Raw genomic sequence first — 19,043 nt, forward strand, 5'->3', positions numbered from 1 at the left:
CCGCATGCCCTTCGACAGGCTCAGGGACCGGGGTGGACGATGCGGAGTGGGTCACGGATGGTGCCTTTCGGAACGCGGAGCGGTCACTCGGTCGACGGCGTCGACGATGAGCTCACGGGTCATGGGTGTGCGATCGAGCGCGACGTGGATCGAGATTCCCTCGATCAACGCGTCCAGCTCACGGGCCGTCACGGGATCGAAGTGCAGCTCGAGGGCGCGACGGCTCCGTTGCATCCAAGCGTCGGTGAGCGCTCGATATTCCGGATCGCGTGCAGCGAGCGTGTAGAGCTCCATCGTGAGCACGAGATCGTCCGGTGCGGCGAGGACATCCGATTCGATGATCTCGACGACGGCGATGCGCGCCGAAGCGACATCGCCGGCCTGCCGGAGACGCGCTTCGAATCGGTCGCTCACCGTCGTCGAGAAGCGCATGAACGCCTCGTGGAGCAGCTCGCCGAGGTCATCGAAGTGGTACGTCATCGAGCCGAGCGGCACGTCGGCCTTCGCCGCGACCTTCCGATGCGTGGTGCCCGCGACGCCCTGTTCCGCGATCAGCGCGATCGCCGCATCGATGATCCGGTCCCGTCGATCCGGGTCGAAGCGCCTCGCCGCCATCGTCACCTCGCCTAGATCGAGCGGATGACGCGGGCGGGGTTGCCCACGGCCACCGAGTTGCGGGGAACATCCTTCGTCACGACGGCCCCGGCGCCGATGACCGAGTTCTCGCCGATCGTCACACCCGGCAGGATGATCGCTCCGCCGCCGAGCCACACGTTGTCCTCGATCACGATCGGCTCGGCCGCTTCGAGCTTGTCGCGTCGCGGCTGCGGGTCGACGGGGTGCGTCGGCGTGAGGAGCTGGACGTTGGGACCGATCTGGCAGTCGCGGCCGATCGTGATCGGTGCGACGTCGAGGGCGGTCAGGTTGGAGTTGATGAAGGTGCCGTCGCCGATGGTGATGTAGGTGCCGTAATCGACGGCGAGCGGCGGGCGCACATCGACGTTCTCGCCGAGCGACCCAACGAGGTCGGCGAGGATCGGGCGAGCCGATGCGGGGTCCTGCAGGTACGCGGTCGCGTAGGCGTTCGTGAGGCGCATGCCCCGGAGCGCTTGCGCCGCGCTGTCGGGGTCGTCGGCGATGTAGAGGTCGCCGGCGAGCATGCGCTCGCGGTTGGTGCGGTCGTCGCCTGCGAAGTAGTCGTTCATGTGTACAACTGTACACATCGATTCCCGTGCTCCTGCACACGCCCTGTCGACGCCTCTCATCGCTCACCTCCAGCGAGCTGTTGCGCGACCACATCGGCGATCGACAGCGGGTGACGTCCGAGCAGGCGCGCCAGATCATCCGTCTCCGCCGCGAACACCCCGCGCCTGACGAGCGGGAACAGGACCGAGAACGGCCCCGTCATCGCCTCGTCGACGAGTTCGTGCGGAATCGGCCTGCCGAGCGCATCGGAGAGCGATGTCGCGAGGTCGTCGTACGTCCACGCCGGCCCGCGCAGTTCCAACAGCGACTGCGACGGAGGAGCGAGGAGCGCGAGAACCGCAGCCTCCGCGAGATCGGCGACTGCGGTGGTGACGAGACGCGCGCCGTCGCTCGCGGATCTGACGGCGCCGAAGGCCTCCGCATCGAGCAGCGCCTGTCTGACGAATGCGTCCGAGTAGAGGCCGTTGCGCAGGATCGTGCAGCTCCCGCCCCACGCCCTCAACGCGGATTCGGCGGCGCTGTGCCCCGGATCGTGGGCGGCGCCCATTGCGCTCGTGTAGACGACGTGCCGGACGTCTGCGTCGACCGCGGCGGCGACGACCGAGCGGTGCTGTGCCGCCCGCCGGACGGGATCGAGGATCGGACTCGAGACGAACAGCAGGCGCTCCACACCCGCGAACGCCTCGGCGAGGGACGCGGGATCGTCATAGTCGCCGAGACGAGGTTCCACGGAGAGCGCATCGAATCGAGGTGCATCGTCAGGCCGCCGGATGAGGACGGCGATGTCGGACGCCGGAACGCGTTCGAGGAGGTCGTGCAGTGCGGCGGCGCCGAGGTTGCCTGTGGCGCCGGTGAGCAGGAAACGGGTCATTCGTGTACTCCAAAGAAGGGATCGTGTGCGGGTCGACGGCCGGAACTCGGATCGAGGATGAGGATCTCGATCGGGGGTTCCGCCGGAGGGCGCACAGAATCGCCATCCCCGGACGGCGTAACGGGTTACGGCTGCGGATGGTCGTGGTTAGGCACAACACTGCGTGAGCATTCGACGTCAGCCTACCGTCGTCCCGCGACGCAGAAATTCTGGGGATCTGGGGATCTGGTGGCCTGGGGATACAGCGGTGTGCTGTTCACAACTCAGGAGCGCTGCGGCGTGTCGGGCCGGATCGATGAGGATTCGGCCCGACACGCCGGGCGTCTCCTGAGTTGTGAACAGGAGTGGTGATGCTGGGGTGGTGCAGGGGTGAAGCTGGCGGAGCCGGCGGGCCTAGAGGCCGTTGGCCTGCGCGACGCGACCGAGCCACGCAAGGCTCGGTTTCGGCGTGCGCACGAACGTCTCACGGTCGACGGCGATGAGGCCGAAGGTGGGTCGGTAACCGCTCGCCCACTCGTAGTTGTCGAGCGCGCTCCAGTGCAGGTAGCCGTCCACCTGGACGCCGTCCTGGATCGCCGCGTGCAGGCCGCGCAGCGCGCCGTCCGTGTAGGCGATGCGGCGGTCGTCGTCAGCGGTCGCGATGCCGTTCTCGGTCACCATGACGGGCACGCCGCCGGAGAGCTCCCACGCACTGCGGACGCCCATCTCCAGCGCCTCGGGGAAGAACTCCCAACCGGTGAGCGTCGTCTCGACGTCATCGGCGACGGGCAACGGACCGTTCGGGCCGATGTACGTCCGCGTGTATGCCTGGACGCCCACGAAGTCGTCGCCGGCGGACTGTTCGAGGTACCAGTCGTCGCGCGGGTAGCCGTACTCGTGGAGCTTCTCGTCCGCGCCAGGCTCGCCCGTGGAGTGGAACGCCTGGGTGGCGATCGTCCAACCGGTCTTCAGGCCGGACACCTGGGACAGGACCTCGCGCGAGCGCTTGTGCGATTCGAGCAGCGCGTCTGCGACCTCGAGGTCGGGGTTCGGGAGGCCGAACGCGACGAGGTTCGATGCGTCCTCGCCGCCCGCGAGCATCGCCGCGATGTTGGGCTCGTTGATCGTGCAGACGTAGTCGACGCTCTCGGACACGACGGGCAGCGCGAGCTCGGTGTAGCGAGCGAACAGGTCGGCCGCGTCCTTCGCACGCCAGAAGCCGTCGCGCTCGAACCAGCGCGGCACGGTGAAGTGCATGAGCGTCACGACCGGGTTGAGCCCCAGCTCGTGAGCGGTGTCGACCATGCGACGGTAGTGGTCGATCTCGGCACGCGAGACGAAGCCGCGCTCCGGCTCGATGCGGGACCACTCGATGCTGAACCGGTACGTGTTCAGACCGGCGTCGGCGAGGAGCTGCATGTCCTCGCGGTAGCGGTGGTAGCTGTCCATGCCGTCACCGGACGGTTCGACGATCGTCGTGCCCGCCTCGTGTTCGTGCACCCACCAGTTGCTGTTGATGTTGTTGCCCTCGATCTGGTGGGCGGCGGTGGCCGCACCCCAGAGGAATCCGTTCGGGAAGGTCAGCACGATGTTGCTCCTGTTCGTTGTGCGGTCTGGACCCTTCGACAGGCTCAGGGACCGGAGGTGGTGGAGGTTGATGGCCCTTCGACAGGCTCAGGGACCGGGAGGGTTCAGGGACCGGGAGGGTTCAGGGACCGGGAGGGTTCAGGGACCGGGAGGGTTCAGGGACCGGGAGGGTTCAGGGACCGGGAGGGTTCAGGGACGGGAGGGTTCAGGGACGGGAGGGCTCAGGGACCAGGGATCGAGCTCAGGGACCGGGCGCCGGTCACTGAGCTGGTCGAACTGAGGAGCTCGGCGCCGACGCCCAGAACGCGTCGAGCGCGTGGGCCGCGGCCTCCGGGGCCTCGAGCTGCGGGGAGTGCGCGGCGCCCGGGATGACCGAGTACCTGGCCTCGAGCCGCAACGCCATGTAGTGCTGCCACGGGATCGGCCACGCGTCATCGTGTTCACCGTGTGCGACGTGGACGGGCAGTCCGGTCGCGTGCAACTGTTCCGTCGTGTCCTGGTCGTCGCGGAGGATCGCGACCGCCGAGCGGAGGTTGTCGCTCGACGTGCGCGCGTGTCGCAGCCGGACGAACGCCTCGTCCGGGGTCAGCTCGCTGTCCGGGACGCCCATGGTGTGCGGGTTGTCGCGGTACCAGAGGCCGAGCGAACCGCTCTCGGCGAGGGTGTCGCTCGTGTCCTGGAGTCGGCCTTCCCAGCCGCTCGGCCCGGAGCAGAACATCGTCAGGGACCGGAACGAACCGGGCGACGCGATGGCCGCGGCCCGCGCGACGACGCCCCCGAAGCTGTGGCCGAGGAGGTGTACGGCCGAGCCCTCGCCGACGAGTCCGGCGACCTCGATCGCATCGGCTGCGAAGTCCTCGAGACGGTAGTGCTCGATGCCGTCCGGGCCCGCCGAGTCGCCCTGTCCGCGCTGACTGTACGCCCACACGTCCCAGCCCGCCGCGCTGAGCAGCGGGAGGAACGTCGTGAAGTCCTCTTTCGAGCCGGTGAAACCAGGAACGATGAGGACGATGCCTCGCACGGGGACGCCCACGGCCGGGGCCGCGTGGAACGCAGACAGCGTGCCGATCGTCGCGGGGATCCCCACGACGTCGATGCCGGCCGGGACCTCGACGGCCCCGAATCGCTCGATGCTCGGGAACCGCCCTTCGACAGGCTCAGGGACCGGAGCCGGCTCGGGGTTCGAGGTCACCGGCGACGTCATGCCGCGCTTCCCTTCAGGCGTGCGGGGTTCGGCACGGCGTCCAGGAGCTGGATCGTGTACGGGTCCTGCGGGTGCTGGAGCACCTGGGCGGTCTCGCCGCGTTCGACGACGCTTCCGGCGTTCAGGACCATGATGTTGTCGGTCACGAGGCGGGCGGACAGGAGGTCGTGCGTGATGTAGAGCATTGAGACGCCCCACAGTTCGCGCAGGTCCTCGAGCAGCGCGAGCACGCCGGCCCGCAGCGAGACGTCGAGCATCGACACGGGTTCGTCCGCGATGAGCACCTGCGGGTCGCTCGCGAGCGCCCGGGCGATGACCACGCGCTGGCGCTGTCCACCGGAGAGCTGGTGCGGCAGTTTGGCCGCGAACTGCTCCACCGGAGTCAGTCCGACGGTGTCGAGGAGTTCGAGCATGCGAGCCCTCGCCGCGTCGCCGCGGAGTCCCGTGAAGTTCACGATGGGCCGCGTGAGCGTGTACTCGACCGTGTGCAGCGGGTTGAGGGCCGCATACGGGTCCTGGAACACCATCTGCACGTTCTTGTGGAGCTCCCGGATGCCGCGACTGCCGAGCGAGGGGACGTCGAGGTCGCCGAAGCGGATGCTGCCGCTCGTGGGCTTCTCGATGCCCGTGATGAGCTTCGCGATCGTCGATTTGCCACTGCCCGATGCGCCCACGAGCGCGAGGGACTGGCCCGGTTCGAGCGTGAACGAGACGTCGTTCACGGCGCGGACGGGCTGCTCACCGCGGCGCGGCGGCGGGTATATCTTCGAGACGCCGTCGACGACGATCGAGGACAGGGCCGAGCGGCCCTCGCGTGCAGACGCTCCCTTGTGCGCTGCGACGGCGCTGCCGGACTCGGAACCCGTGACGGCGTCGCCACCGGTCGCTGAGCCGCTACCGACCGCTGAACCCGTCGAAGCGCGGTTCCCCCGCACCGGGAACCCGGGCAGCTGCACGACCTCCGCACGCGGGTCCGCGTAGTGGCTGAGCAGCATCTTCGTGTACGGATCCTGCGGCTTGTCGAGGATGTTCCGGCTCGGCGCGTCCTCGACGATGCGGCCCTCGTGCATCACGAGGACGCGGTCGGTCGCTTCGAGGACGACTCCGAGGTCGTGGCTGATCAGGATGGCCGTGAAGCCCTCGGCCGCCTGCAGAGACGTGATCGTGTCCATGATCGCGTGCTGCACGAGCACGTCGAGCGCGGTCGTCGGCTCGTCGAACACCATGAGCTGCGGTTCGAGCGAGAGCGCGAGCGCGATCGACACGCGCTGGCGCATGCCGCCCGACAATTCGCCGGGGAAGCGTGCCAGGACGGAAGCGTCGAGGCCGACCTTCTCCACGAGGTCCGTCATCCGCGCATCCCACCGCGCCTTCTCCACGTGCTTGTGAGCACGGAAGATGTCGACGAAGTGATTGCGGATGGTCCGCACCGGGTTGAGCGCGTTCATGCCGGACTGCAGCACCATCGCGAAGCCGCCCTGCCGCTGACGGCGGAGCTCTTCGACGTCGAGGTCGCGGATGTCGGCGCCGTTGAAGAAGATCTGGCCGCCGTTCGTGCGCGCCGGCGGCTTCTGCAGCCGGGTCAGCGCGAAGCCGAGCGTCGACTTGCCGGAACCCGACTCGCCCACGAGACCGATGAATTCACCCGCCTTCACCTCGAAGGAGACGTGGTCGACGGCCTGGACCGGCTCCGCGCCGACCGACTCGTAGACGACGGAGAGGTCGCGGACCTGGAGCAGCGCTTCGCCGCCGGACTTCGTCGGAGCTGCGGCGTCCGCCTGGACATTCGCGTTCATCGTGACTTCCCTTCGCGGAGGCGCGGATTGCTGATGGCGTCGACACCGAAGTTGATGAGCGTGAGGCTCATCGCGAGCAGGGCGATGCAGAGACCGGGGGCGAACAGGAGGATCCACTGACCGGTGAGCAGGGCGTTGGAGTTCTGCGCCCAGTAGAGGATGGTGCCCCAGCTGACGATCGAGGAGTCGCCGAGACCGAGGAACTCGAGGCCGGCCTCAGCCAGGATCGCGCTCGTCGCGGCGCCGAAGAAGCCACCCGCGATGAGCGAGGTCATGTTCGGCAGGATCTCGTTGAAGACGATGCGCCACGGGCGGTCACCCGAGAACCGCGCAGCCGTCACGAAGTCGCGGGACCGCAGCGACTGCGTCTGGCTGCGGAGCACACGAGCGCCCCAGGCCCAACCGGTGATCACGATCACCGCGATGATCATGAGCAGACCGCCGTTCTGCAGGTACGCAGCGATGACGATCATGAGCGGCAGACCCGGAACCACGAGGAACAGGTTCACGATGAAGTTGATCACTTCGGAGCCGAAGCCGCGGATGTAGCCCCAGCTGAGGCCGATCACGACGGCGACGATCGTGGACAGGATGCCGGCGACGAAGCCGACGCCCACACTGATCCGCGCACCGTAGATGAGCTGACTCAACACGTCCTCGCCCGCCGCGGTCGTCCCGAACCAGTGTTCAGGGGTCGAATCCGAGTTGCGGGGGAAGCCGTCCTGCGAGGCGCCGTACGGAGCCAGGAGGGGCGCGAAGATCGCGACGAGCACGAAGAACGCGAGGATGATGATGCCGAGTCTGGACTTCCAGTTGGCCCACAGCGTCGCCGCCGCCCTGCCGACGAAGGCGAGCTTGCGGGGCGGCTTGGCCGCGTCCGACCGGACTGCTTTCACATGCTGGGTCGTGGTCATCGTCGTGTCCTTGGGTCGAGTACGCCGTACAGAATGTCGACGAGGAAGTTGGCGATCAGCACGCTCACGGTGATGAGGAGGAAGAGCGCCTGCATGAGCGGGTAGTCCTGGCCGATGACGGCGTTGAACAGGAGGAACCCGATGCCCGGATACCCGAACACCTGCTCCACCAGGATCGAGCCGCCGACCACGCCGCCGAGGGCCAGACCGAACCCGGTGAGGTTCGGGAGGATCGCGTTGCGGGCCGCGTACTTCATGGCGACCGTGCGGCCGCGCAGGCCGTTCGCCTCAGCGAAGGTCACGTAGTCGTCACCGAGCGTGTTGATCATCGCGTTGCGCATGCCGAGGATCCAGCCGCCGAGCGAGGTGACGAGGATCGTGAGGGCCGGCAGCACCGCGTGGTACGCGACATCGGTGATGAAGTCCCACGTGAACGCGGGGCTCGCCGTCGGTCCGAAGGCACCGGAGGTCGGGAACCAGTGGGCCACGTAGCCTGCGAAGAAGAGCAGGAGGAGCGCCGTCCAGAAGTACGGGAAGGTGCTCGCGAACGTTCCCGTGAGGGTGGGGAGCGCATCGAGCCAGGTGTTCCGCTTCCAAGCCGCGAGCACGCCGATCAGGGTGCCGAGGATGAAGGCGACGATCGTCACGATGCCGAGCAGGATGATCGTGTACGGGAACGCCTGCCAGATGAGTTCCGACACCGACTGCGGATAGAAGGTGTACGAGACGCCGAAGTTGAACGTGACCACCTGGTGCAGGTACGTGACGTACTGCTCCCAGATGTTGCCGTCCGGGACGCCGAGCTGGGCTTCGATCGCTGCGCGGGTCGCCTCCGTGACCGGGCCGTTCTGCGCGAGCTTCGCGATCGCGGCATCGGTCGGGGACCCCGGCATGAGCCGTGGCAGGAGGAAGTTCAGCGTGACGGCCGCCCACAGGGTGAGGACGAACAGCCCGAGTTTGCGGAGTGCGTAGGCCACTGGTCTACTCACCGTCCTTCTGGTCGCGGAGCTTCAGGTGCGTGAACACGAGGAGCGGGGTCTGGTCGTACGTCTGCGGCGGAGCGTACGGGTGGTCGGCATCCGGCCATCCCGTGAACTTCTTGTCGTTGTACAGGCCCCAGAGACCGCCGTAGTACAGACCGATCACGGGCAGGTCGTCGTAGACGATGTTCTGCATCTGGTAGCTGATCTGCTGCCGTGACGCGTCATCGGTGGTCGCCTTGTACTCCTGGAGGAGGGCGTCCATGTCGGCGCTCTTGAAGCGGCCGAAGTTGCTGGACGTCTGCTCACCGACGGGCTTCGCGTACGAGCTGTTGAACCCGTTGTCGTAGGCCTGGAAGATGATGCCACCGCCCATGCCGCCCATCGCGACCTGGAAGTCGCCGTTCTGGATGGCCTGCTGGTATCCCGGGGGCTGCGGCTGCTTGATGGTGACGTCGATGCCGATGGCCCCGAGTTCCTTGCGGACTTCCTGCACGGCTCGGAGCCAGTCAGCGTACCCGTTCGCGGTCGTGATGGAGAAGGTGAACTGCTTGCCTTCCGCGTCCACGAGCTTGCCGCCCTGCTGCGTGTACCCGGCCTTGGCGAACGCTTCGAGCGCGCCCTCCGCGTCCTTGGCGATGAGGCCCTGGTTCGGGATCGACGGGTCGAGCTGCGCTTCCTGGTTGGGGAGCATCAGACCGGTCTGGCCCGCCGCGCCGAGGTAGCCCTCGGTCGCTGCGTCGGCGATCTTGTCGCGGTCGAGCGCGAGGGCGATGCCGCGGCGCACGTCGACGTTGTCGAACGGTGCGACGTCGAAGTTGGGGACGAGGCTGATGACGCCGCCCGGCGGGAACCAGTACTTGTTGTAGTCGTTGGCGGCGACCCAGGTGCCGTCGACGTTGCTCATGAACGCGTACGCCCAGTCGAAGCCCTTGGTCACGATGTCGAGTTCGCTCGTGGCCGCCGGGAGGACGAGGTGCTTGACCTCGACCTTGTCCGCCTGCCAGTAGTCCTCGTTCTTGTCCATCGTGTACTGCTGCGAGGAGAAGTTGCCGAGGGTGTACGGGCCCGTGCCGACGGGGTTCGGGTCGCGCCAGGTGTCTGGGCTCTTGACGTCCTTCCAGATGTGCTCGGGAACCATGAGCGTCTGGGAGATGATGTCGGCCGCCGGCGCGTCAGCCGTCTTCAGGTGGAAGATGACGTGCTGGCCCTGGGTCTCGATCGAGTCGATGTGCGACCAGGCGCCCTTGACGTCGAGCGTCGGGAACTGCTTGATGAGGTCGAAGGTGAACATGACGTCGGCGGGTGTGAACGCCTTGCCGTCCGACCACTTCACGCCGTCGCGGATCGTGTAGTCGATCGTCTGCGGGTCGGGGAGCGTGACGTCTTCCGCGAGCCACATCGTCTGCGTGCCGTCGAGCACGTTGATGACCGTGAGCGGCTCGTACATGTAGCTCGATGCCGCGCGCTTGTTCACGAGGTATGGGTTGAAGTTCCGCTCGAGCATCGGGGTGCCCTTGTCGGCTGCCAGCAGCATCGTGTCGGCGGGGATCGTGGGATCCTGCTCGCTCTTGATCTGAATGCTGCATCCCGAAACGAGAAGTGCGGAGGCCACGATCGTCGCGAGAGCCGCGAGTCGTCTCCGTCGGGAATGCTTCGTGTGCGTCATCGCCACCGTCCTTGCTTGTCTCACCGAGTGTAAGCGCATACATTTCGTTCACGCAACCCGGTGCGCAACGCCTGTACCCGTTCGAGACCTTCCGCGCCCCGCCTTCCCTTGGTCAGCGCGATGCGCTCGCGTACGCGCGGGTCTGCGCCGCGAGCGCGGGTCTGAGCCGCACCGCCCTCGCCGCACAGCACCGCGCTCGACGCGCAGGCTCGTCGGCGCTCGACGCGCAGTTCCGGAGCACTCCGTCAGACGAGCTCTGAGCTCTCCCGGAGCAGGACCTCGACCGGCAGTCGCACCGACATCGACGGGCGCTCCGGGTCTTCAAGCCGGTGCACGAGTACCTGCACCGCGGCGCGCCCGAGCGATTCCATGGGCTGGCTCACCGTCGTGAGGCGCGGCGTTGACAGATCACCCGCATCGATGCCGTCGAAGCCGGTGACGATGAGATCGCCCGGCACGTCCACACCCGCGATGCGCGCGGAATCGATGACGCCAAGCGCCATCTGATCGTTCGCGCAGATGATCGCGCGCGGCAATTCATCGCTCGAGAAGAGCACGCGGCCAGCCGCCCGGCCGCCCTCGCGTGTGAAGTCGCCGCGCAGCCATGGCTTGTCCGGCGGAGTCAGGCCGCGGCTCTTCAGCGCCTGAAGGAAGCCCGTCCAGCGTTCGTGATCGTCCGGTGACGTCGCGCTGCCCGCCAGGTACACGATGTCGGTCACGCCGAGGTCGTCGACGAGGTGCGCGGTGATCGCCTCCATGCCCTCCGAGTTACTGACCGACACGTGATCGAAATCGTCGCCCCGTCGAGGCCCCGCCATCACGACGATGGGGATGCGCCGCGCGAGCTGGGTGAGCTCCTCATCGGTCGCGCTCCCGGCGAGGACGATCAAGCCGTCGACCCGGCCGGCCATGTCGAGGACCGTCTGGCCGGAGGTCTCTCCGCGGCCGACGCCCACCAGGAGGACCCGCCCGCTGCGCCACGCCTCGAGCTCGCTCCCCCGCAGCACCTCGTCGAGGTACAGGTTGAGCGCGCGGGTGTCCGCGCGGGCCGGGATGTCGCGGATGATCGTGGTTCGGGGCGGGGACGTGTCTGATCCGGTCGCGCTCTCGGGTTGGTGTGCTCGCTCATCCGTCCGCTCGCCCGACCGTGAGAGCGCGGCGACGTCGTGCGCGAGGAAGTCCGTGTGTCCGCGCAGTTCGCCGAGCGCGTCGAGGCCCGGGAAGAACAGGCCGAGCACGCCTGTGCGTCGAGCGGCGAGCCCGCGCGCACTCCCGCTCGGCACGTAGCCGAGCTCGTGGACGGCCGCGAGCACACGCGATCGCGTCGCTTCCTTCACGGTTTCAGGGGTGGTGAACACGCGAGAGACCGTGGCGATGGAGACCCCGGCGCTCGTCGCGACGTCGTACACGGTCGGCGGTTTCGCCATGGTCCCCTCCTCATCCCTGACAGCCCATGATACGAGGACGCCCCTGAACGCCTTCGACCACGAGCGTCCGGTTCTGGGCTCACGAACGCCCGCGCCGGGCGTCGCGTCCCGCTGCCCGGGGTGTTCGAGCGCGCTGCTGTGCCGCGAGCGCGGGTCGGGTCAGGCCCGGGGTCAGGGCGTGATGGCCCAGGTGAGGATGAGGAGCATCGTGACGAGGAAGCCCGTCAGGAAGTTGAGCCACAGGAACCGCTTCCAACCGGCGTTGGCGCGCTCGGCGTCCTCATCGGCCAGGTTCCAGAACGGGAGGACGCTCGCGGCGTAGGGCAGCGCGAGGATCGCGGCGAGCGGACCCGGCCACGGGGTCACCAGCATGAGCGCCCCGCCCGCGAGGTACGCGACGAACGCGAACCGAACGGTCGCACGGGCGCCGATCACGGTCGCGACGGAGCCGATGCCGCCCTCGCGGTCCGCGATGATGTCCTGCACCGCTCCGAACGCGTGGCTCGCGACACCCCACAGGAAGTAGCCGACGAGCAGCGCCCAGAGCGCCGGCGTGAACACGGCTCCGGCGAGCACGAGCCCGTAGACCGCGGGACTGACGAAGTGCGTGCTCGACGTGAGCGAGTCGATGAACGGACGCTCCTTGAAGCGCAGCCCCGGAGCACTGTAGGCGATCACCGCGAAGACACTGATGGCGAGGACGAGCCAGGACAGCGGCGACCCCACGATGACGAGATATGCCAGGAATGGAATGTTCGTCGCGACGGCCGCCCACAAGGTGAGCCGATGCATCCCTCGATCGAGCACAGCACCCTCGACGCCGCCCTTCCGCGGGTTGCGGAGGTCGGATTCGTAGTCGAAGACATCGTTGATGCCGTACATCGCGAGGTTGTACGGGATGAGGAAGTAGAGCGTCCCGATCCAGAAGGTGACATCGAGTTCGCGGGTGGTCAGCAGGTAGGCCGCGGCGAACGGGAACGCCGTGTTCACCCACGACAGCGGACGGGAGGAGAGGACGAGCTGGCCGAGGCGACTCACGATGCTGCACCGCCCGTCTTCGCAGCACGCCGGCCATCGTCGACGACCGGCCGAGACGGCGGGAGCAGGACCCAGAGGGACGGCAGGAGGACGACGGCGGCGATGGCGTAGGCGAAGTCTTCGAGGGGAGCCACGCCGATCTTCGCGCCGGAGATGAGCGCGGGGTCGTAGCCGACGAGCCCGACCGCGATCATCACGTTGTCGAACACTGCGGTCATGATGAGCAGAACGACGGCCGTCACGCCGACGGCCAACAGCCACCCGCTGACTCCCCGGACCTCACTGCTTCCATCGCGACGACGTGAGCGCCCGACCCGCGACGACCGACGCAGCCGGACGAGCGCGAGCACACCGACGATCGCCACGCCGGCGAGGAACCACGCATTGAGCGCCCAGTACGTCATGCCGCGCCCTCCCCTGATCCGGTCGTTGATCCCGTCGCTGATCCCGCAGCATCGCGTGCGCCCAGGATCCTCCGTGCCGCCCCGAACACGTTCATCGTGACATAGCTGAGCAGCGCCAGGAAGAACACCTCCTCGACCGGCAGCTCGTGCGCCACCTGGAGCCCCGTCATGAACGCGGTCTCCCCGCGGAAGAAGATGCCGAGGCCGATGCCGAACAGGTCCCAGACGAGGAAGAAGACGATGCCGACGGGCAGGATGATCGCCGCCCGCCGCGCGTCCGCCCAGAAGAACAGGCGGAACCGGCGATCGAGCACGACCATCCCGGTGAGCGAGACGAGCAGTGCGAGCAGGTAGAGCACGCCCATCAGCGGTCGGCCCCTCCGGCGGACCGGGATGACCGTGACGGGGTCACGGAACGACCGAGGAAACCGGAGCGCCCAGACCGCACGGCACCCGACGCCTTCGCTGCTCGTGCCGTCTGCTCCGCGACATCGGCCGGTTCGAGCGGTTCCGACATCGGTCCGGTGCTGATGTCGCCGCGCATGCGCTTGACGACGAGCTCCGCGCTGATGAGGCACATGGGCAAGCCGATCCCCGGCGTCGTGGAGCCGCCCGTGTAGTACAGGCCATCGACCTTCTTGCTCACGTTGCGGGCACGGAACATCGCGCTCTGCGAGAGGATGTGTGCGGGACCGAGCGCCGTGCCCTTCCAGACGTTGAGGTCGGTCGCGAAGTCGCCGGGACCGACATCGCGGCGCACGACGATGCGATCCGCGAGGTCCGGCACACCGGCCCACTCGGCGATCTGCGCGATAGCCGCATCGCCGATCGCCGCCACCCGCTCGTCTCCCCCGCTGCCGATCGACGGATCCGCCGGAACGGGAACGAGGATGAACAGGTTCTCGTGTCCGTCCGGCGCGACACCCGCGTCACTCGCGCTGGGCTTGCAGACGTAGATCGACGCCGGATCGGGGACGGTGGGGTGCTCACCGAAGATGCGGCCGAAGTTGTCGTGCCAGTCAGCGGTGAAGAAGAGGCTGTGGTGGAGCAGTTCTGGCAGTTCGCCGCGCACTCCGAGCATCACGAGTACGGCGCCTGGGCCGGCCGTGCGCTGCTCCCAGTACGCCTCCGGGTACGTCTGCAGCTCGGGCGGGAGGAGCTTCGTCTCCGTGTGGTGGAGGTCGGCGGCCGAGACGACGCGATCGGCCTGCAGCAGCCGGCGCTTGCCGTCTGGCCCGATGTAGTTCACACCGGCGACGCGGGCGCGACGGCCACTCGGAACGGTCGTGATCCCCGTGACCTCGGCGCTCGTGATGATCTCAACGCCCTCCGCGACGGCCAGTTCGGCGATCGTCGCGATGATGCGGGCGAAGCCGCCCTGCGGGTACAGCACGCCGTCCTCGAGATCGAGGTAGCTCATGAGGTGGTACATGCTCGGCGCGTCATACGGCGAGGACCCGAGGAAGACGGCGGGGTAGCCGAGGATCTGTCGCAAGCGGAGGTCGGTGACGGTCCGGGCCGCGAAGCTGTCGAGGTCCTCGCGCAGGAGATTGACGAGTTTCGGCGTCCTGGCGAGCACCTCCGGCGTGACGAGCGTGCGATACGACTCGAACGTCGTGTAGAGGAAGGTGCGGATCGCGATGTCGTAGGTCTCGCGCGCGGACGTGAGATACGCATCCATCCGCTCGCCGGCACCCGGCTCGACCGACTCGAAGAGCGCGAGGTTGTCCGCCCGGTTCGCCGCGAGGTCTAGCGGCTCCGCAGTGCCCTCCGAATACACGCGGTACGCGGGATCGAGCCGCCCCAGATCGAGCTGTTCCGCGGCCGAGGTGCCGAGCAATTTGTAGAAGTGGTCGAACACCTCCGGCATGAGGTACCAGCTGGGCCCGGTATCGAACGTGAACCCGTCCGACTCCCAGACGCCGGCGCGCCCACCGAGGACGTCCCGTCGTTCGAGCAGCGTGACCTGTTGTCCGTCGCGCGCGAGCAGGGCCGCCGTCGCGAGACCGCTGATCCCGCCGCCGATCACGACCGTTCGTGGAGCGCTCATCGTGCATCCCCTGACACTTTGGGCAGTCGACCGGCCAGAGCGGCCGCACCGATCCGCAGTTTGACCGGGTCCGGAACACGGACGCGGGTGGAGACGAGTTCGCTGGCCGGAGTCGCGCGGACGCGGGCGGCGAGCTCGGTGAAGAGTCCCTGAGCGAGGGCGACCGCGCGGCGGCTCGATGCTGGGAGCTTCGGCAGGACCGCGGCGGACCGTGCGAGGTCGGCATCGATGTCGTCGAGCAGGCCGTCCTTCTCAGCATCGGTCAACTCGTCGACCGAGACGCCCGGGAAGTAGCTGCGGCCGAGGACGTCGTGATCAGCGGACAGGTCGCGGAGGAAGTTGACCTTCTGGAAGGCGGCGCCGAGGCTTCGCGCACCGACGAGGAACGCTTCGCGCTCCGCGGCGGTGAATGCATGCCCGCGCAGGAATATGCGCAGGCACATGAGCCCGACGACCTCCGCAGAACCGTAGACGTACTCGCGGAAACTCTCCGGCGTGTGCTCCGTCCGCGTCAGATCGGCGCGCATCGAGGCGAAGAACGGGCGGGTGAGATCGACGTCGATACCGGCGGACCGGGCGGACAGCGCGAATGCGTGGACCACGAGGTTGCTGCTGTAGCCCGACGCCATCGCGGCTTCCGTCTCGACCTCCAGCGCGTCGAGCGTTTCCAGGACCCGTTCGGGATCGAGCCCGGCATCAGCGGCCACACCGTCCACGACCTCGTCGGCCACGCGAACGAGCGCGTACACGTTCTCGACGTCCTGGCGGACACCGCTGCCGAGGAGACGCGCGGCCATGCCGAAGGACGTCGAGTAACGGCGGATCACGATGCTCGCCGTCTCCTGGGCGACGCGGTCGTAAAGCGCGCGCCCTGTCGATTCAGCGCTCATCGAGCACGCTCGAGCACGGCGGCGACGATGGGTCGCAACTCGTCGCGCAGGGCCGCGGGCACCGCATCGCTCGCCAGCTGCTCCCACGCACGGTTCGCGTGCTCGTCAGCGAGGAGCTGGGCGTACTGCTTGGCGCCGCACGCCACGAGCGCGTCGCGCAGCCGCACCGCCCCCGACTCGTCCAACGCGGGATCGCCGAACAGGTTCTCGATCTCCTGCCACTCCGGACGGTCCGACGCGTAGGCGATCATCACGGTCAGCTTGCCCTCGCGGAGGTCGCCGATCGTGCTCTTGCCGGTCGCTCCCTCATCGCCGAACACCCCGAGGACGTCGTCGACGATCTGGTACGCGATGCCGATGTGCTTGCCGAACTCCGCGAGCGCGTCGACCGTTGCGTCGGGCGCACCGGCCAGCACGGCGCCGGACTGCAACGGCGCTTCGAAGGAGTAGAAAGCCGTCTTCAGCCGCTCCATGTCGATGATCTCCTCGACGCTCGGCTGCTTCCCGCTGACCGTGAAGTCGACATCGGCGAGCTCCCCCGCCGCAGATGCGGACACGGCGTCGTCGAGGATCTCGCGGAGTCGCGTGCGGACCGCATCGCCACTGCCCGCGCGATCGATCAGGCGATACGCGGCGGAGAGCGCGAGGTCGCCGGCGATGACCGCGACCGACATGCCCCGGTGCTCCGCGAGCGGGAGCGGGATGCCGGCGGTGCGGGCGAGATCGCGGTAACTCCCGGACACATTCGGACCGCCGCGGCGGACGAAGTCGCGGTCGATGACGTCGTCGTGGACGATCAGCGCCGTGTGGAGCATTTCGTAGGCGGCCGCGACGTGGGCGGCGGCGACGACGTCCTCGCCGCCGAGCCCCTCGTACGCCGTCATGACCATCCGCGGCCGGAACTGCTTGCCGCCGGCCATGTTGCGCTCGATCGTCTCCCACAACCGCAGGTAGCCCGTCCCGAAACCGGAGGCCTGAGACTTGGCCAGCTCGAGGAAACGCTGCAGCGCCTCTTCGACCTGGCGCTGCTGACGATAGGGCACATCGACGAGTTGATGGGTGTCCATAAAACGAGGCTAGCCCACACATGCTGATGAGTCAGCTGGCTTGCTATTTCGTTTTCGATCAGGTGTCGGTCAGAATGGGGCTATGCCGGTCATGGAAGAACTCGTGGTCCTCCTCGCCGAGGACGGAGCACCGATCGGCACGGCCGCGAAGGCCACCGTGCACACGACATCGACTCCCCTGCACCTCGCGTTCTCCTGCCACGTGCTCGGGCCGGACGGGCGACTGCTCGTCACCCGCCGTTCGCTCGGAAAGCGCGCGTGGCCCGGCGTGTGGACCAACTCGTTCTGCGGACACCCCGGCCCCGGTGAGCCGTCCAAGGATGCGATCCACCGACGCGCCGCCGCCGAACTCGGGATCACCGTGACCGAGGTCGAGACCGCGCTGCCCGACTTCCGATACCGCGCGGTCGACGCATCGGGCATCGTCGAGTACGAGATCTGCCCCGTGTCCATCGCGCGCACCGATGACGACCCCATGGCGAATCCGGACGAGGTCGCGGAGTGGGCGTGGGTCGATCCGGGCGCACTGCTCGAGGCGATCGAGCGAACGCCGTTCGCGTTCAGCCCGTGGCTCACGCTGCAGCTGCCGCTCCTCCGCGACCGCCTCCTCTAACTCCAGGTCCCTGCGTCCTCCCGCCCCGGTCCCTGAGCCTGTCGAAGGGCCCCGGTCGCTGAGCCCCGACCCGCTCCCCGGAGCCCTCACCCCGGTCCCTGAGCCTGTCGAAGGGCGTCAACCGTCGACCTCGACCCCAGACCCTACGCGCCTCGAAGCGCTTCGAGGGCCTTCTCGATGCGCCGCTGTCGCGTCTCCGGCGTCTTGGCCTGATCGATCGGCTCCACGAGTGCTCGCTGTCTGCTGAACGAGAGCCCCTGATACGCGGCGGCCGCCTTCGTGTCGCCCGCGAGGATCGTCGCGAGGTCGTCGGGCAGTGCGAATTCGCGGGGCGCATCGTCCACCGTGATCTGGACCTCGACCTCATCGCCGCCCTCGACGCCTGCCGCCGCACGATTGGCCGCGCTGAGCGAGATCATGTACTTCCCGCGGTAGGGCGCGACGCTGCTGCGGTAGGTCGTGCCGCCGACGGTGACGATGAGCGGCACCCGCTTGCCCGCTCCGAGTCCTTCGACGACCTCGTCGGGGACGGGGATGCCGGTGTTGTTGCCCTGGAGTTCGATGACGGTCGTGAACCGGACGGTCGCTGCGCTCATCCCCCCAGTATGCCTCCCCGCCCCTTCCCGCCTCTTCTGCCTCTTCTGCCGAAGGGTCGCAAACTGCGGGTCTCAGGCCGTTGCACCCACACTTTGCGACCCCTCGGCAGAAGAGGTCAGGCTACTCGGCGACCCTCGTTGTGCTCCTGGAGCCACCACGTGGCGCCCTCGTCATCGGACACCCAGCTCTCCCAGACGTAACTGTCGGCCGTGATCTTGCTGAAGTTCCATCGGATGAGCTTGTCGTCGTTGCGGGTGCCGTCCTGGCGGATCCCATCGCTCTTGTGCGGCGTCGCGACGAGCTGGCAGAACTCCCCGCGCTTCGGCTCGACGTAACTCACCCGCCACGCGCCCATCAAACGGTCGTAGACGCGGAGTGTCGTGCTGATGGTCTCGAAGCCAGACGGATGCGCATCGTTCGGCACCACCGCGACGTCCTGGACCGCCATGCCCTCGAGGATGTACGAGACGATCCAGCGGAACTCGGACTCGCTCCACTCGCCCGTCGTCTCGTCGAGGCGTTTGGAGCGCACGTCCCACGATCCGACGAGCCGGCCGAAGCGCATCATCCGCTGCGGGTAGTCGGCGGTCGGCGCGTCCGTGACGATCGCGCGGGCGAAGTCGGGCCCGGCCTGCGCGGCGGAGGCGCCGAGGGCTGCGGTTGCGGAGTCGACGCCGACGGTCGTGTCGGGTCCGGTCGCTTCGGGTCCGGTCTGCTCAGTCATGACGGGTCCTTTCAGGTGGGCTCCGCC

19 protein-coding genes are annotated in these 19,043 nt (G+C 68.0%); 1 reads left to right on the forward strand and 18 read right to left on the reverse strand.

Features of this window, described 5'->3' with window-relative positions; genetic code table 11:
• Nucleotides 1-51 precede the first annotated feature (51 nt).
• From ACQ3HB_RS05070 to ACQ3HB_RS05145, 16 genes are all read right to left on the reverse strand, one after another.
• Nucleotides 52-615 carry a TetR/AcrR family transcriptional regulator gene (locus tag ACQ3HB_RS05070; protein ID WP_430918333.1) on the reverse strand — a complete coding sequence of 188 codons (564 nt, stop codon included), beginning with the start codon at nucleotides 613-615 and terminating at the stop codon, nucleotides 52-54.
• 11 nt (nucleotides 616-626) lie between these two features.
• Nucleotides 627-1,205, reverse strand: a complete 579-nt coding sequence (locus ACQ3HB_RS05075; protein WP_430918335.1) for a sugar O-acetyltransferase — start codon at nucleotides 1,203-1,205, stop codon at nucleotides 627-629.
• Nucleotides 1,206-1,261: 56 nt separating this feature from the next.
• Nucleotides 1,262-2,077 (reverse strand): NAD(P)H-binding protein, encoded by an 816-nt coding sequence (locus ACQ3HB_RS05080; protein WP_430918336.1) that lies wholly within the window; start codon nucleotides 2,075-2,077, stop codon nucleotides 1,262-1,264.
• 393 nt (nucleotides 2,078-2,470) lie between these two features.
• The gene (locus ACQ3HB_RS05085) at nucleotides 2,471-3,643 is read right to left on the reverse strand and encodes a glycoside hydrolase family 1 protein (RefSeq protein ID WP_430918338.1); all 1,173 of its coding nucleotides are present in this window, start codon (nucleotides 3,641-3,643) and stop codon (nucleotides 2,471-2,473) included.
• Between the two features lie 259 nt (nucleotides 3,644-3,902).
• A complete protein-coding gene (locus tag ACQ3HB_RS05090) occupies nucleotides 3,903-4,847 on the reverse strand; it encodes an alpha/beta fold hydrolase (RefSeq protein ID WP_430918340.1) in 945 nt (314 codons plus the stop codon).
• Complete coding sequence (locus ACQ3HB_RS05095; protein WP_430918342.1) at nucleotides 4,844-6,643, reverse strand: ABC transporter ATP-binding protein; 1,800 nt, start codon at nucleotides 6,641-6,643, stop codon at nucleotides 4,844-4,846. Before ACQ3HB_RS05095 ends, ACQ3HB_RS05090 begins: the two co-directional genes overlap by 4 nt.
• Complete coding sequence (locus ACQ3HB_RS05100) at nucleotides 6,640-7,557, reverse strand: ABC transporter permease (RefSeq protein WP_430918344.1); 918 nt, start codon at nucleotides 7,555-7,557, stop codon at nucleotides 6,640-6,642. Before ACQ3HB_RS05100 ends, ACQ3HB_RS05095 begins: the two co-directional genes overlap by 4 nt.
• Nucleotides 7,554-8,534, reverse strand: a complete 981-nt coding sequence (locus ACQ3HB_RS05105) for an ABC transporter permease (protein WP_430918426.1) — start codon at nucleotides 8,532-8,534, stop codon at nucleotides 7,554-7,556. Before ACQ3HB_RS05105 ends, ACQ3HB_RS05100 begins: the two co-directional genes overlap by 4 nt.
• A 4-nt stretch (nucleotides 8,535-8,538) precedes the next feature.
• Entirely contained in the window at nucleotides 8,539-10,206 is a 1,668-nt protein-coding gene (locus ACQ3HB_RS05110) for an ABC transporter substrate-binding protein (RefSeq protein WP_430918346.1), read from the reverse strand.
• Nucleotides 10,207-10,451: 245 nt separating this feature from the next.
• The gene (locus tag ACQ3HB_RS05115) at nucleotides 10,452-11,633 is read right to left on the reverse strand and encodes a LacI family DNA-binding transcriptional regulator (protein WP_430918348.1); all 1,182 of its coding nucleotides are present in this window, start codon (nucleotides 11,631-11,633) and stop codon (nucleotides 10,452-10,454) included.
• A gap of 171 nt (nucleotides 11,634-11,804) precedes the next feature.
• A complete protein-coding gene (locus tag ACQ3HB_RS05120) occupies nucleotides 11,805-12,671 on the reverse strand; it encodes a prenyltransferase (RefSeq protein WP_430918350.1) in 867 nt (288 codons plus the stop codon).
• The gene (locus ACQ3HB_RS05125) at nucleotides 12,668-13,075 is read right to left on the reverse strand and encodes a lycopene cyclase domain-containing protein (RefSeq protein WP_430918352.1); all 408 of its coding nucleotides are present in this window, start codon (nucleotides 13,073-13,075) and stop codon (nucleotides 12,668-12,670) included. Before ACQ3HB_RS05125 ends, ACQ3HB_RS05120 begins: the two co-directional genes overlap by 4 nt.
• Nucleotides 13,072-13,440: a lycopene cyclase domain-containing protein gene (locus ACQ3HB_RS05130; protein ID WP_430918354.1), complete on the reverse strand. Its 369-nt coding sequence runs from the start codon at nucleotides 13,438-13,440 to the stop codon at nucleotides 13,072-13,074. The genes ACQ3HB_RS05125 and ACQ3HB_RS05130 overlap by 4 nt, the downstream gene beginning before the upstream one ends.
• Nucleotides 13,440-15,125 carry a phytoene desaturase family protein gene (gene crtI / locus ACQ3HB_RS05135; protein ID WP_430918356.1) on the reverse strand — a complete coding sequence of 562 codons (1,686 nt, stop codon included), beginning with the start codon at nucleotides 15,123-15,125 and terminating at the stop codon, nucleotides 13,440-13,442. Before crtI ends, ACQ3HB_RS05130 begins: the two co-directional genes overlap by 1 nt.
• Nucleotides 15,122-16,015 (reverse strand): phytoene/squalene synthase family protein, encoded by an 894-nt coding sequence (locus ACQ3HB_RS05140; protein WP_430918358.1) that lies wholly within the window; start codon nucleotides 16,013-16,015, stop codon nucleotides 15,122-15,124. The genes crtI and ACQ3HB_RS05140 overlap by 4 nt, the downstream gene beginning before the upstream one ends.
• The gene (locus tag ACQ3HB_RS05145) at nucleotides 16,012-17,082 is read right to left on the reverse strand and encodes a polyprenyl synthetase family protein (RefSeq protein ID WP_430918360.1); all 1,071 of its coding nucleotides are present in this window, start codon (nucleotides 17,080-17,082) and stop codon (nucleotides 16,012-16,014) included. The genes ACQ3HB_RS05140 and ACQ3HB_RS05145 overlap by 4 nt, the downstream gene beginning before the upstream one ends.
• 82 nt (nucleotides 17,083-17,164) lie before the next feature.
• On the opposite strand from ACQ3HB_RS05145, the gene idi reads away from it, so the two are divergent.
• Nucleotides 17,165-17,695 carry an isopentenyl-diphosphate Delta-isomerase gene (idi, locus tag ACQ3HB_RS05150; protein WP_430918361.1) on the forward strand — a complete coding sequence of 177 codons (531 nt, stop codon included), beginning with the start codon at nucleotides 17,165-17,167 and terminating at the stop codon, nucleotides 17,693-17,695.
• A 143-nt stretch (nucleotides 17,696-17,838) separates the two neighbouring features.
• On the opposite strand, the gene ACQ3HB_RS05155 is transcribed toward idi, so the two are convergent.
• Together ACQ3HB_RS05155 and ACQ3HB_RS05160 are read right to left on the reverse strand one after the other, a co-directional pair.
• A complete protein-coding gene (locus tag ACQ3HB_RS05155) occupies nucleotides 17,839-18,291 on the reverse strand; it encodes a YdeI/OmpD-associated family protein (protein WP_430918363.1) in 453 nt (150 codons plus the stop codon).
• 116 nt (nucleotides 18,292-18,407) lie between these two features.
• On the reverse strand, nucleotides 18,408-19,016 hold the full coding sequence (locus tag ACQ3HB_RS05160; RefSeq protein WP_430918365.1) for a hypothetical protein: 609 nt from the start codon (nucleotides 19,014-19,016) through the stop codon (nucleotides 18,408-18,410).
• Between the last annotated feature and the right edge of the window lie 27 nt (nucleotides 19,017-19,043).

The organism is Plantibacter lichenum (assembly GCF_050587525.1).
Lineage (GTDB): Bacteria > Actinomycetota > Actinomycetes > Actinomycetales > Microbacteriaceae > Plantibacter.